The following is a 13,879-nucleotide window of genomic DNA, read 5'->3' as shown; positions in this document are numbered from 1 at the left end:
TCGCAGCGGGGTTTGACGGGCACTGAAAGGTAATTCCGCACACATGAAAAACGCATGAAGGTTCTTGTCGCAGAAGACAACGAAGTTTGGCGCAAAGTCCTCGTCCAGCATCTAGCACGTTTTGGTTTTGATTACTACGAAGCCAAAGACGGTCAGGAGGCGTGGGATTTAATGCGCAGTCCCGATGCGCCTCGGCTGGTCATCCTGGACTGGCAGATGCCAAAGATGGATGGGATCGAAGTCTGCCGCCGGATCAAACGTGACGAAAACCGCGGATTTACCTACATCATTTTGCTGACCAGCCGGAGTGCAACGGAGGACATGGTTGCCGGCCTGGATGCCGGAGCCGATGACTACTTGGTCAAGCCCATCGACCCCACCATTCTTCGGAGCCGTTTGACCGCGGCTCGGCGAATCGTCGAAGCGGTTCCTCCCAAAGAATGGACAAAACCGCAGATCCCTTCTTACACGGTCGAGCGTCTAATCGGCAAAGGTGCCTTCGCAACGGTCTGGGAAGCGAAACGCGACGAAGACGACCGAAAAGTCGCACTGAAGGTGCTCCGAGTCGATCTGGCAACCGAAGATGTGTTTGGTCGTTTCGCTCGCGAAATCGAAGTCATGAAACGTTTGGACCATCCCAACATTGCCCATGTCTATGACAGTCGCATCGATCATCGCCTGGGCTATTACGCAATGGATTTGATCGACGGCGAAACCCTTGATCGATATGTCAAAAAAAGCAAACCTTCCGGACACGAGATCATCGAAATAATCGCCTCGGTCTGCGACGGCCTATCGCATGCGCACCAGCAGGGGGTCATTCATCGCGACCTAAAACCATCCAACATCATGGTGGGGACCGACAAACAGCCCCTGCTGGTCGACTTTGGTTTAAGCAAAACCATGTTCTGGCCTGCCACCGAAGAGGATTCAGCGGAGACGCTTGATGGCGCCGTGATCGGATCCCCATTGTTTATGGCTCCCGAGCAGGCACGGGGCGAGAACGAGCGGATCGATGAACGCAGCGACGTCTACAGCGTGGGGGTTGTGCTGTACATGATGTTGCTCCGCAAGCATCCGCTAAAATTGATTTCCAAGGAACGCTGGGAAACGATCAAACAAATCGCCGAGGGAAACGTTCAGCCCCCAACTTCGCTGAACCCGAAGTTCAGCAAGACGCTGGAAAAAATAATCATGAAAGCACTGCACGAGGATCCAGACAAGCGATTTCAGACGTCTGCGGAAATGGCAACCATTCTTCGTGCCTTCCTGAAACGACGCAGCCAACGCGAAGCGACCATCTAGCTACCTGGGGGGCTGAAAGCTGATAGAATGAATTCGGTGTTCCCCCTGACCGAGGACACCTCCCTTATTTGCTAGTCAGATGCATGCCGTCCCGTGTCGTCCATGTCCTGGTTTTTCAGCGACTTAAAAAGGAGCTTTGCGATGTCCCGAGTTCTACTGGTTGAGGACAGCCCAACCCAGGCAATGGAAATTCGCTTAATGCTTCAGGAGCGAGGACACAACGTCACCGTTGTTGGAAACGGTAAGGCGGCATTGGAATCGCTCCGCGAAGAATGCCCCGAAGTGGTCGTCACCGACCTGGAAATGCCCGAGATGTCCGGTCTGGAATTGGTCGAAGCGATGCAGGCCGAATGCCCGCAAGTACCAGCGATTCTGATTACCGCTCAGGGAAGCGAAACCTTGGCGGTTCAAACGCTCCGCCGCGGAGCCGCGGCCTATGTTCCGAAAACGATGTTGGCGATGCTACTGCATACCACGATTCGTGACGTTCTAGGAGTTTTACGCGCCGACCAAAGCTACGCGCGGCTGATCGATTCGTTGACCTACAATCGTTTCAAGTTTCGCTTGGAAAATGATCCTTTCCTGGTCGCCCCGCTTGTCGATTTTGTGGTCCAAATGGTTTCGGGGATGAACCTGATGGCAAACAACGAATTGATTCGTTTCAGCAATGCGTTGGACCACGCTCTGCTACACGGAATCCTCCACGGCAACCTAGAATTATCCGATTCCCAGATCGCCGAATTTCGAGAATCATGCGGCGATGGGGTCGAACCCGAATCGATAGAACTGCGGCGAGCCGAACATCCCTACAATGAACGTCGACTAAAAGTCGACATTCAAGTTTCCGAAGACAAGATCGAATGCGCTCTAGCCGATGAGGGACGAGGGTTCGACGCCGCGTTGTTATCCGCCTCTGTCGAATCTGCAATGCAGCAGGAACACGGGCACGAGATCGCGTTAATCACTAGTTTCATGGACGAAGTGACCGTCGATCCTTCGCAGCATCAATTGGTAATGATCAAGCACTGTCAACGTCAAATAGCCGTCTGATCGTACTCGCTACGAAGGCTGACGACCGTTGTCCGTCCGCAAAGGCTTTCAAGGCATCTAATGACTCCTTCTAGCGACAAGGATCGCGTTCCCGAATCAGGTGATCCGGTCCTCCCTTCGAAGTGGCACCACGCCGGTACCTTTCGAAACCTCCTGGATAGCCTGCCGTTAGCTCTGGTCGTAAAAAATCTGCAAGGGGAACGGATTTTCGTTAACCGTTTCTACTTAGACCTCCATGACGTTAGCGAAGCCGATGTGGTCGGAAAATCGGATTACGACCTCTTTCCCGCGGCCACCGCTCGCGCGTTCCTAAAAGACGATCAACGTGTCATCGATTCTGGCGAAGTGATTCAAGACATCGAACGACTGCCACTGCGAGCCGGCGATTACCGCTGGATCGAACGCATCAAAGGCCCCGCCCGAGATGTGGACGGGAACATTATCGGCGTCCAGTTGCTGTTTTGGGATGTAACCCGACGGAAAAATGTCGAAGCGGAACTCGACAAAGAACGAGCCTACCTGCACGCCCTCCTAAACAATCTTCCCGATGCAATCTATTTCAAGGACCAAGAAAGCCGCTTCCTGAAAATCAATGTCGGGATGGCCAAGAAACATGGATTAGCGTCCCCTATCGACGCCGTCGGTAAAACGGATGCCGATATTTTTACGCAAGAACATGCGTCAAAAACTCGGCGTGATGAACTGACCATCATGAAGACCGGCAATCCAATCATCGCGCGAGTCGAGAAGGAAACATGGGCCGATCGCGAAGATAGCTGGTGCTCGTCCACCAAACTCCCTTTGCTGGACAAGCACAAAAACGTGGTTGGCACGTTTGGAATGTCACGAGACATTACCGCTCAAAAACTGATTGAGCTGCAACTGCGTGACGCTCGAGACGCGGCGAATGCGGCCAACGCTGCCAAAGGAGAATTTCTGGCCAACATGAGCCATGAAATTCGAACTCCGATGAATGGTATCCTCGGAATGGCAGAACTCTTAACGCACACATCGCTCAGCCAACAGCAGCAAGATTACGTTGAACTGATCCAGCAATCGGGCGAATCGCTGCTTCGTTTACTGAATGACATTCTCGATTTTTCCAAAATCGAAGCGGGGCACATGGAACTGGAATCGACTCCGTTCACGATGTCCGAAACGATCGCCAAATCGATTCAAATGCTCGCTTTTCGCGCCGAGTCCAAACAGATCGATCTTGCCTGCCGCGTCCATCCCGAACTGCCAAACGTCATGCTGGGAGACCCCAATCGGTTGCGGCAGGTGATTGTTAATTTGGTGGGAAATTCGATCAAATTCACCGAACATGGTGAAATTGTCGTCGAAGTTCAACCACTTCCCTCAACCGCGGAATCAATATTCCAGCAAAGCGAAGCCTCCGATATCCCCGGCGCCTTTGGAGTACGGATTTCGGTAAGAGATACGGGAATTGGCATCGCTGCCGACAAACTGGAACATATCTTCGAAGCCTTTACGCAAGCCGATGCGTCAACGACCCGACGTTACGGTGGGACCGGCCTTGGCTTGGCCATCTCCAACAGACTCGTCCAATTGATGGGGGGCGTCCTGCGAGTCGAAAGTGAACTCGGTCAGGGAACGACGTTCTACTTCGATCTGCCGATGACCCCGGGAGAACTTGAAGGGGGTAACGCGGACTTCTCCAGCATGATCACAAACCTTGTCGATCTTCCGGTTTTGATTGTCGATGACAATTCAACCAATCGTAAGGTTCTGATCGAACTGCTGGAGTACTGGAACCTAAAACCGACCGCCGTCAGCAGTGCCTCTCAGGCGATCGCAGAACTACGCCAAGCCGTCGACGCGGACCAACCGTTTCAGCTTGGCTTGTTCGATATGATGATGCCCGATGTCGATGGCCTGATGTTAACGGAAACTCTCCGCAACGAAACCTCGCTCGCCGACCTTCCAGTCATCATGCTCTCGTCCCTAGCACATGGAGCCGACCTGGAACGCTGTCGCGCCGCGGGCATCACACGATACCTCCTGAAACCGTTTGTCCATTCGGAACTTTTGAACGCGATCTTGGAAACGTTTACCCCGGAAGAGACACAGCCGGATGCACCCGAGCCCCAGACAGGCCCCGCCGATTCTGCGACCGCAAAACTGCCTGGACTGCAGATCTTGCTGGCGGAAGACGGGCTGGTCAACCAGCGTGTCGCGATCGAACTACTACGTCTAAGAGGACACAATGTCACCTTGGCGTGCGACGGACGTGAAGCGGTCGAATTGTTTTCTAAAAGCAATTTCGACTTGGTCTTGATGGATCTTCAGATGCCTGAACTGGATGGTTTTGAAGCGACCGCCGCGATCCACCAGTTCGAACAAGACGAGCATCGGTCGCGGCACACTCCTATCATTGCGATGACAGCTCGTGCGATGCCCGATGACCGCCAACTGTGCCTCGAAGCCGGCATGGATGGATACATCGCGAAACCGGTTGACCCGCAGTTACTTGATGAACTGTTAGTGAAATTCCAGCGGGCCCCTGCGGAGAGCGTTCAAGAACCTGCCGCCGATGCCACGGGAATGGAACCTGCAGATAGCGAAACGGCCGTGGTCCTTGATCTCGCCCCACTGCTAAAACGGTTTGGCGGGAAACAAGCAATCGTTACCCAATTGGCTGAAACGTTTTCACTTGAGGGGCCCGAACTACTGCAACAGATGGAACGGGCATTGGCACAGCAAACGCCCGCCGAACTTCGCCGAGCCGCCCACACGATGAAGGGATCGGTCGATCTGTTCGGAGCCGGCCAACTACGCCTTCTGTGCGAAGAACTGGAACAGACCGCTGAAAGCGAGCAGTGGGCGGTACTACTTCCACTGGTCCAGCGAATCACCGACGCTCATCAAATCTTCATCGGCGAATTAAGCAACGCGATCGAACGATACGGCGATGGAGTCAGTCCGTCGCGGTAACCGACACGTTTTGATCAGGCCAGCAGCGCTGCGTCCCAATCATCGATCGGTTGCGTCACCAACATTTGACGCGTTGTCCTCGAAACCACTTATCGCTTCGTCTGATGCGATTGATTGCCTCTACCGAGACAGGTTCGGCGAAGGCAACCAAGGCCCCACTGACCGGACTATCGCCAGGTCAGGATGTCGTTTGCAAATACGAAGACCATCAGGGACAGGAGTGCCAGCACTCCCCCCATCGTCAATTTCATTTGCAATTGTTCATCGACAGGACGCCCCATCACCGCTTCGGCGATCAGAAAGACCATGTGTCCTCCATCGAGCGCCGGAATCGGCAAAAAGTTTAAAATCGCAAGGTTCATGCTCAACATGGTCAGGAACAGGAGAAGCGGGGACCAGCCCTGCTCGGCCTGCGACGCTGCGATGTCGGCGATCTTCAGCGGCCCGCCAACTTGATTGCGGCTGACTTTCCCGGTGACCAGCAAGCGTAAAAACTGAGCCACTTCGGTCAATTTCCACTTCCCTTCCCGAAGGCCTAACGCCAACGCTTCACCGGTCGAGCCCGCGTACCGGGTAAACCGAACGGGGGCGTAAACGATTCCACGGTCCGGCCAGTAAGAATCGCCGACAATCACTTTGACCGTCGTATCGACAACCTGCTTTTCCGGCGGACGTTCCGCGATGACACGAAGTTTGGTGTCGACAGGTAGTTTTTGAATCAAGCGGATCAGACTGGTCAACATTGGCTGCTCCTTAGTATCCCAACCATCTTCCAATCGGCTGATGAAAGGACGCAGCATCTTGTCCTGAAGCGCTTCGGGTGCCGTATCGCCGTCCCACACAACCGCGACATTGCTAATCACATCGCCTGGTTTTAAGGAATCGACAGCCGACTGACTGACAATCGGTTCGGGATAATAAGCCAAGCCGAGTGGATAGAGGGCGATCTTTCCAGTGGGACTATCGAAGGGTGCCAGGGTTGCATTCACCGCTTCCGGTTCAACATCGAACTCCAGCGTTTCAACCTGTTCGCCTTCGCCACGCTGCACGGTCAGATGGACCGTCCCGTCCAGTTTGGCAACTTGAGCGGGCAAATCGATCGCCGACAAATTGTCCAGTCCGGTGACAGCCACAATCCGGTCACCCTTTTTCAAGCCCGCTTTTTCCGCAGGTCCATCATGAACAAGCGATTCGATAGGGCCGACGGAGAACGCGAATCCTAGGGTTCGCATCACTCGCGGTGCGATCGTCACATCATGCAGTTCGGTGCTGTCCTTGCGACGCAGTGAGAGCGTCACGGGTTTATCGCTGTTCTTCAGCAAGTACTTGGCAACCTGATCATTCAGCGTGACATCCAGTAGCGGATTCACCTTCAGCTCATTGCCATTGATCGCGACGATATCAGCGTTTGCGTCGGCTGCTGTGAAAACATCGGATGCGGGGGTTTCCGGTTCGGCAAAGACTTTGTCGCCCAGGCGTGCCAACGCCGGTGAACTGATCCCGACGACTCGGCGCGAAGGATTCCAAGGATCAACGGCGGTCTGCAATTCGACGGTACGGGTACCCTCTGGGTATTCCAGTTCCAAACTGACCGGAGAATCAGGATCGGAGATCCCGTGAGTCAGGATTTTCATCGTCATCCGCGAGAAATGCATCTGCGGGTCTGGAGCGTCTCCGTCAACTGCAAGGACTCGACCACCCGGTTCAATCCCAGCGTCGTATGCGGGATCGCCAGGCGAGGTCGCTCCGATAACCGCCGGAGTGTATTCGACCCCTAAAACGCCGTAGGCGTAGGCGGCAAAAAGGACTCCGGTAATCACATTCATGATCACACCGGCACTGATAATCAGCATCCGCTGTCCGACCGATTTGGCAGGATAGCTCCGCGGATCGAGTTCTTGCCGAGCCACTTGTTCGGTCGGTTCGTCATCCTCGTCGCCGGCGACGGATTCACCACGAATTCGCTCGGCTTCGGCCTGCATATTACGCGGATCATCATCCTGGCCGAGCATTTTCACGTACCCACCAAGCGGCAGGATTCCCAGCCCATATTCGGTTTCGCCGTAACGGAATTTGCCCAGAGTACGCGGGAATTTGATCGGCCCCAATTGCAAAGGGACGTCGAATCCAACGTAAAATTTTTCAACTTTGACGCCGCACAACTTGGCAGCGAGGAAGTGCCCTAGTTCATGGACAAAGATGACCAATCCCAAACCAACGGCAACGCTTCCCCAAATGTAGACCTGGGAACCGATTCGGCTGATCAAGCTAGGTTCGGTGGTATCAGCCAGAATGGTTGGCGAATTCGCCAAAGTTCCCAGCCAAGCCACAAAACTGGGATCGGACAATCCGGCCCAAAGAGTCAGAAATTCGCACCACAATGCCACCGCTGTACCTCCGCACGCGCCCACTCGTCCAGTTCAATCAATCGCTGGAGTGTGGGGTGCCGTTCATATGAATGATTTTCAAGTGCTTTGCGACATGCAGGCACTATTTCTGTAAACCGAATTTTTTGATCTAAAAACAACGCTACAGCCGCTTCATTTGCGGCGTTCACGACGGCACCGGCCGTCCCGCCCACCGCTGCGACTTCAAACCCTAATTCTAACGCAGGAAACCGATCCCGGTCGGCCGGTTCCAGTGACAAATCCCAACGTTGCGTCACATCAAACCGTGGTGCCGAGCAAGCCACCCGGTCAGGATACGTTAACGCATACTGAATCGGTAGCCGCATATCCGGCGGACTTAACTGAGCCACAACCGACCCATCGACGAATTCCACCATCGAATGGATCACCGATTGTGGGTGGATCATAACCTCAATCGACTCCGCGGGAATATCAAACAGCCACCGGGCTTCGATGATTTCCAGAGCCTTGTTCATCATCGTAGCGGAATCGACCGAAATTTTCGGCCCCATTTTCCAAGTCGGATGATTCAGCGCCGCGGCCACCGAGGCCTCTTCCATCTGCTCCCGCGTCCAATCACGGAAAGGCCCCCCGCTGGCCGTCAGGATGATTCGTTCGGCGGGCGTCTGGCTTGCCTGCAAACACTGAAAAATTGCCGAATGTTCGCTGTCGACCGGCAATATTTCGGCTCCGCTGACCTGCTGAGCCTGGCAAACCAGGGTCCCCGCGACGACCAGCGTCTCTTTATTTGCCAACGCCACCCGTTTGCCAGCCTCGACCGCAGCCAACGTGCTTTCCAGTCCGGCACGACCGACGATCGCTGCGACGACCACGCCGACTTCGTCAGCCGAAGCCAAAGCGACCAATCGCTCGGCCCCTGATTCAAAGCGACTACTCGATGGCCAGCGCCGCGAATCGAACTGAGCGGCCAAGCCCGGATCGGACCCGACAATCCATTCCGGTGGCAGAGACATTTTCTCACAGGCGGTCGCCAAAGCGTCCAAATTGGCATGCCCCGACACTCCCCACGCACGCCATCCCTCGTCCGCCAACTGACCGAGAACATCGATGGTCGCCGTGCCGATACTGCCGGTGGCTCCTAAAATCGCGACATTGCGGTTCATAGAGCGGATCCCTCAACAACATTTAGGGGCAGCCGATCGAAGGTGCCCAGCCAGTCAACATCCTCCGGCGGCAGGAAAATGGACACTTGTATGGGGCTCACAGTCGTTTCTTTCGTTAGGGACTGACCGGGAAACGGATCCATTCGCTGTGGGTTGCCAAGCCAACCTTCCCCTCGAACAATTGCCTGCAAGAATAGATCTGCTGGGAAAGTAGCACTTTCATCGGCCTGTTCCAACCACCGATCCCCCCCGGGAGGTCTGGAAACAGAAATTTCACGCTGATTCGCTTCCCTTTTTTATTCGCTAACCTTTTTTAACGGCTTGCTGGCTATTTCTTCTGTTCTGCTTGATCGAACGGCCAGCCCTCTTTTTAAAATTCGCCCCGTGGATGGCCCCTAAATGACCGATCCAGATCGACGAAAAAACAATTCAAATGACAACGAATCCCGCGGTGGAAGCGTCCTGCTTGTCCTGCTAGCTATCGTTGGTGTCGTAATCCTGTGCGCCTACCTGATCGGCGACAATACAAAACGCCTGCGATATCCCGACCTGGAACGCCTTCTCCAAGCCACAAAATACGAAGCGTATGGCTCCGATGAACTGGTCGCCGACACCACCGGCGTCATTGTCGTCCCCTCGGAAAACAATCCCAAAGCGACCGTCGAATTTAGCCTTCCGCAAAACATCAAGGTTTCTCAAACCGGCGTCACCGGCCGCGTCCACTATCGCCAACTGGGGACGGATGGAAAAACCGAAACCAAGCCAACCGAAGTGACGTTTTCGACCGAGCGGACGGTTCGCAACGACCAACAGGAAGAGGCCCTCACGGAACTCTTGCAAGCGTCGAATGTTGTTTGGGATCAGCACAGCCCCAGCACCTTCCTGGCAGACCACGGCCTAATGCTGTTGATGATGCTGATCCTGCTTGGGTTTGGCCTGATGATGCTGCGAAAAATCAGCGGCGTCGGTTCGCCGATGAGCTTTTCGCGGAGCCGCGGTAAACTGTATGCTCAGGACGAAATGGCGATCACCTTCGATGCGGTCGCGGGAATCGACGAAGCGGTCGAAGAAGTTCGCGAAGTGGTCGACTTTCTAAAGAACGCGGAGAAGTACCAACGACTGGGCGGCCGGATCCCAAAGGGAGTCCTATTAGTGGGGCCTCCGGGAACCGGAAAAACGCTGCTGGCTCGAGCCATCGCAGGCGAAGCTGGCACGCCATTCTTCAGCTTGTCGGGAAGCGATTTTGTCGAAATGTATGTCGGCGTTGGCGCTGCCCGCGTCCGCGACATGTTTCAGCAAGCGGCCAGCCGCGCCCCCTGCATTGTCTTTATCGACGAACTAGACGCTCTTGGCAAAAGCCGAAGTGGGACCGTGGTCGGAGGGCACGACGAACGGGAGCAAACGTTAAATGCCTTGCTGGTCGAGATGGACGGATTTGATTCCGACACCAACGTCATCATCATCGCTGCTACCAACCGTCCGGAAACTTTGGATGCAGCACTCCTGCGACCAGGACGTTTCGACCGCCACGTGCTGGTCGACCGACCCGACGTCGGCGGGCGAGAAGCGATCCTCAAGGTCCATGTCAAAAACGTTAAACTAGACGAGAACCTGGACCTCCGAAAAGTGGCTTCGATCACCCCCGGATTCGTCGGTGCCGACTTAGCCAACCTGGTGAATGAAGCCGCACTGTTGGCCGCGCGTGGTGATAAAGAATCGGTTGGTTTGATCGAATTCAACGAGGCGGTTGAACGCGTCACTGCCGGACTGGAAAAGAAAAACCATGTCATGAACGAGGACGAAAAGGTCCGCGTCGCGTATCACGAAGCCGGACACGCACTGGTCGCCGATGCGCTCCCGAACACCGACCCCGTCCATAAGGTCTCCATCATCCCGCGTGGCGTCGGCGCCCTCGGGTATGTCATGCAACGCTCCGGCGGTGACCGCTACCTGCGAACCCGAAGTGAACTGGATAGCGATCTGCGAGTCCTGGTCGCCGGGACGTTGGTCGAAGAAATGATCTTTGAAGACATTAGCACCGGCGCTTCAAATGACCTGGAACGCGCCACGGCAATTGCGCGGTCCATGGTCATGGACTATGGGATGAGCCGACTGGGACGGGTCAACTATCGACAAAAAAACGATACTTCATTCCTCGGTGGGGATGCGGGACACACCAGCCTGCATAGCGAAGAAACGGCGAAAGAAATCGACACCGAAGTACGTCGCTTGATCGACGAATCGATTGCTCAAACCAGAGAGATTTTGTCAGCTCGCCGCGAAGCCCTTGAAGCGATCACCCAGCGACTGCTTGAAGTCGAATCGATCGATGGCGAGGAACTAACCAAGATCATTCAGCAACACAGCACCGGACCGCTTGTCGTCCCAGGAACCGCCAGCAAAGTCCCCCGTGCAAAGATCAGCCACAACCGTCCGGGCAGCGAAATCGCTCCCGCTGCCGATGGGCAACTGTAATCCGTTTCGACAGGTTATTGCCTTTGCTAGCTAACAAAATCCGCGACCGCTCAGGTTTACACGGCGCGTCTTGCATTGCATACTTCGCTGCTGCTCTTTTCGAACACCGCAGCATGGCGAACACGGACGATGAAGCTAGCAATCAGTCAATTGACCACATTACGTTGGTCCACCGAAGAAGACGTTGAAGCCTATCGCCGACACGGTTTTTCGGCCGCGGGTCTCTGGCGCCCCAAACTGGACGAACTGGGGATCGAGAAGACTGCCGAACTGTTCGCTGAAAACGGCATGTCGGTTTCCAGTTTATCGTGGGCTGGTGGTTTCACCGGTAGCGATGGGCGAGGCCACGACGAAGCGATCGAGGATGCGATCGAAGCGGTTCGGGCGGCCGAGATTCTTGGTGCCGACACATTGATTGTCTTGGCCGGTGGACACAACAATCATATCCATGGCCATGCAATGCGATTGCTCCGGCACGGACTGGAAGTGATCTGCGAAGAAGCCGCACTGACCGATCTTTCGATCGCGTTGGAACCGATTCATCCTGGCTGCGGCAGTGAGTGGTCGTTCGTTGGCGACATCGAAACAACGCTGGATGTTGTTGAATCGATGCCCGAATCGAATGTCGGCTTGGTCCTGGACGCCTATCACTTGGCGATGAACATCAATTCGCAGGAAGAGCTTGACCTTCTGGAAAACGTCTTGCCGATGGTTCGCCTAGTCCAACTAGGGGACGCAAGGCAAACGCCCTTGGGTGAACAGAATCGATGCTTGCTTGGCGAAGGACGCGTTCCGCTGCAAGAACTGATCACGATGCTAGAGCGATCGGGTTACGACGGTTACTACGAAGTCGAACTCATTGGCGAAGATGTCGAACCGCTCCCGTACGAACAGGTCTTGCAACACACCCGCGCCTACTTCGAAGATCGACTAGCCAGAATGCAGTGACCTGCGATGTGCGTCCAGCCGCAATCTTAGTTGGGCCCCCACAACTTTTCTTCGCCCCGGTTTCGACACGTCCCAGCCGGCCTTCACGTCCGTCAGCCCTCCTCCCGTAGGATTGTCTGACCCTGATATTCTGAGCGAACCGAACAATTCGTCCGCCAGTGACTGAATTTCGTATCGATCACACGTTTGGTTTCAATGCGGTGCGGATGGTTCGACGATTGAAAGAGGGTCACCATGCGCCGCCGGCCCCCTGTCTGCGGACAACCGCTGCCGGAAGGAGGTACCCATGCGGAGTGTAATCGTCCTGATCGTCTGCATTGCTGCCGGCGTCTACTTCTTTCGAAACTTCACGGTCGATGGCCTGGAAGGGCTAAAAGTACGGTCGCGTGGTGAAGCCGAACTTGCGGCCTCCGATCCGCAAGACGACCTGACAGGGTACCTGACCAGTTCGAAACCATGGCAGGCCCAAAGCGGCGGGCAAACTCCGGCGGCCGGCGGACAGAACTCGGGAGCCTTTCCGACGACCTCGACCGATTCGAACCAGCAAGGCTTTTCTTCCAACTGGTTAGCAAGTTCCTCGTCGCCCCGAACTCCGGTCACCTCGCCTGCCGCCGCAAACGCTGGCACCTCCGATACCGGTGGCAGCAGACTTTCGCGGCGCGTCCGGATCGCATCCTGGGGCCTGGGCGGTTTCAATGAAGAGAAAGCGGCAAAGCCCCATGTGATGGATTTGCTTGCCCGAGTCCTACGGACGTTCGATGTCATCGCCATCCAGCAGCTGACCGGCCGGGAGCGTGACCTCCTGCCTCGAATCATCGAACATGTCAATCGCACGGGCCGGCGATACGATTTTCTGATCGGTCCACCAGCCGCCAGAGGAAGCAATCCGTACGGAGCCGAAGAGCAACTGGCGTTCGTATTTGACACCGAAAAAATCGTTACCGACCGCAGCCAGTTCTATACCGTCGACGATCCTGGCCAAGCGCTGACTCACGATCCGATCGTGGGCTGGTTCCGTGTTGTTGGTCCAAGCCCCGACAAAGCCTGGACCTTCACCTTGGTGAACGTACGGATCGAAGTGGAGGCCGCCCGGCGTGAGGTCGCGGCCCTCCCGGCCGTCTACACCGCGGTCTCCCAAGACGGCCGCAACGAAGACGACACCCTGCTGATCGGTCTGTTTCAAGCCGACGATGCCTACCTCCTCCCCACGCTTGGCGAATCTCGAATGGTCGCGGCGGTCGAGGCAACTCCTACCGATATTTTTGGCCGGCACCAAACGCAGAACCTCCTGATTCCACGCGGCGCCACGACCGAATTCTTGGGTGGCGCGGGCATCGTCAATTTTCTGCGAATCCACAACCTGACGCTCGCAGAATGTGAAGAGCTAACGCCAAACCTGCCCATCTACGCAGAATTCTCGCCCGTCGAAGGGGAGTAAGGCCTTGTCGCTCTTCGCGGTCACTTACGAGGAAACGGATGCTAGGCGGCCAGTTTTTTCGGGGGGACCTACGGCGGACAAGGGGTTGGCTTGCCAGTCGCCAGAGGTCCGCCAGAGGGTGAACCAATACCGGCTTGCGAGGCTCTAGCAGCCGCCATTCTCCCCCTGACATCGCT

The 13,879-nt window shown here is 55.6% G+C and carries 8 protein-coding genes; 6 read left to right on the top strand and 2 right to left on the bottom strand.

Annotated features, from left to right (window positions below):
* Positions 1-54: 54 nt before the first annotated feature.
* From FF011L_RS07165 to FF011L_RS07155, 3 genes are all read left to right on the top strand, one after another.
* Positions 55-1,305: a protein kinase domain-containing protein gene (locus FF011L_RS07165; protein ID WP_145350967.1), complete on the top strand. Its 1,251-nt coding sequence runs from the start codon at positions 55-57 to the stop codon at positions 1,303-1,305.
* A gap of 141 nt (positions 1,306-1,446) precedes the next feature.
* On the top strand, positions 1,447-2,355 hold the full coding sequence (locus tag FF011L_RS07160; RefSeq protein ID WP_218933066.1) for a response regulator: 909 nt from the start codon (positions 1,447-1,449) through the stop codon (positions 2,353-2,355).
* A 60-nt stretch (positions 2,356-2,415) separates the two neighbouring features.
* A complete protein-coding gene (locus tag FF011L_RS07155) occupies positions 2,416-5,310 on the top strand; it encodes a response regulator (RefSeq protein ID WP_145350965.1) in 2,895 nt (964 codons plus the stop codon).
* A 167-nt stretch (positions 5,311-5,477) separates the two neighbouring features.
* Here FF011L_RS07155 and FF011L_RS07150 read toward each other — a convergent pair whose 3' ends face one another.
* Together FF011L_RS07150 and dxr are read right to left on the bottom strand one after the other, a co-directional pair.
* Entirely contained in the window at positions 5,478-7,697 is a 2,220-nt protein-coding gene (locus FF011L_RS07150) for a site-2 protease family protein (protein ID WP_218933065.1), read from the bottom strand.
* On the bottom strand, positions 7,673-8,842 hold the full coding sequence (gene dxr / locus FF011L_RS07145) for a 1-deoxy-D-xylulose-5-phosphate reductoisomerase (protein ID WP_145350963.1): 1,170 nt from the start codon (positions 8,840-8,842) through the stop codon (positions 7,673-7,675). The genes FF011L_RS07150 and dxr overlap by 25 nt, the downstream gene beginning before the upstream one ends.
* A gap of 399 nt (positions 8,843-9,241) precedes the next feature.
* Here dxr and ftsH point away from each other — a divergent pair, with 399 nt between their 5' ends.
* From ftsH to FF011L_RS07130, 3 genes are all read left to right on the top strand, one after another.
* Positions 9,242-11,317, top strand: coding sequence for an ATP-dependent zinc metalloprotease FtsH (gene ftsH / locus FF011L_RS07140; protein ID WP_145350962.1), 2,076 nt, complete (start codon positions 9,242-9,244; stop codon positions 11,315-11,317).
* A 150-nt stretch (positions 11,318-11,467) separates the two neighbouring features.
* Positions 11,468-12,265 carry a sugar phosphate isomerase/epimerase family protein gene (locus tag FF011L_RS07135; RefSeq protein ID WP_246109786.1) on the top strand — a complete coding sequence of 266 codons (798 nt, stop codon included), beginning with the start codon at positions 11,468-11,470 and terminating at the stop codon, positions 12,263-12,265.
* A gap of 286 nt (positions 12,266-12,551) precedes the next feature.
* Positions 12,552-13,703: an exonuclease/endonuclease/phosphatase family protein gene (locus tag FF011L_RS07130; RefSeq protein WP_145350960.1), complete on the top strand. Its 1,152-nt coding sequence runs from the start codon at positions 12,552-12,554 to the stop codon at positions 13,701-13,703.
* Positions 13,704-13,879 lie beyond the last annotated feature (176 nt).

Origin of the sequence: Roseimaritima multifibrata (genome assembly GCF_007741495.1) — a bacterium.
GTDB classification, from domain to species: Bacteria; Planctomycetota; Planctomycetia; order Pirellulales; family Pirellulaceae; genus Roseimaritima; species Roseimaritima multifibrata.
The sequence above is the reverse complement of the archived record's forward strand: the minus strand, read 5'-3'. Positions and strand labels throughout refer to the sequence as shown.

What these genes read in the sequence shown, in the direction of transcription:
- FF011L_RS07165 (WP_145350967.1), top strand. Translation starts at nt 55, where the DNA reads ATGAAGGTTCTTGTCGCAGAAGACAACGAAGTTTGGCGCAAAGTCCTC.
- FF011L_RS07160 (WP_218933066.1), top strand. Translation starts at nt 1,447, where the DNA reads ATGTCCCGAGTTCTACTGGTTGAGGACAGCCCAACCCAGGCAATGGAA.
- FF011L_RS07155 (WP_145350965.1), top strand. Translation starts at nt 2,416, where the DNA reads ATGACTCCTTCTAGCGACAAGGATCGCGTTCCCGAATCAGGTGATCCG.
- dxr (WP_145350963.1), bottom strand. Translation starts at nt 8,842, where the DNA reads ATGAACCGCAATGTCGCGATTTTAGGAGCCACCGGCAGTATCGGCACG.
- ftsH (WP_145350962.1), top strand. Translation starts at nt 9,242, where the DNA reads ATGACCGATCCAGATCGACGAAAAAACAATTCAAATGACAACGAATCC.
- FF011L_RS07130 (WP_145350960.1), top strand. Translation starts at nt 12,552, where the DNA reads ATGCGGAGTGTAATCGTCCTGATCGTCTGCATTGCTGCCGGCGTCTAC.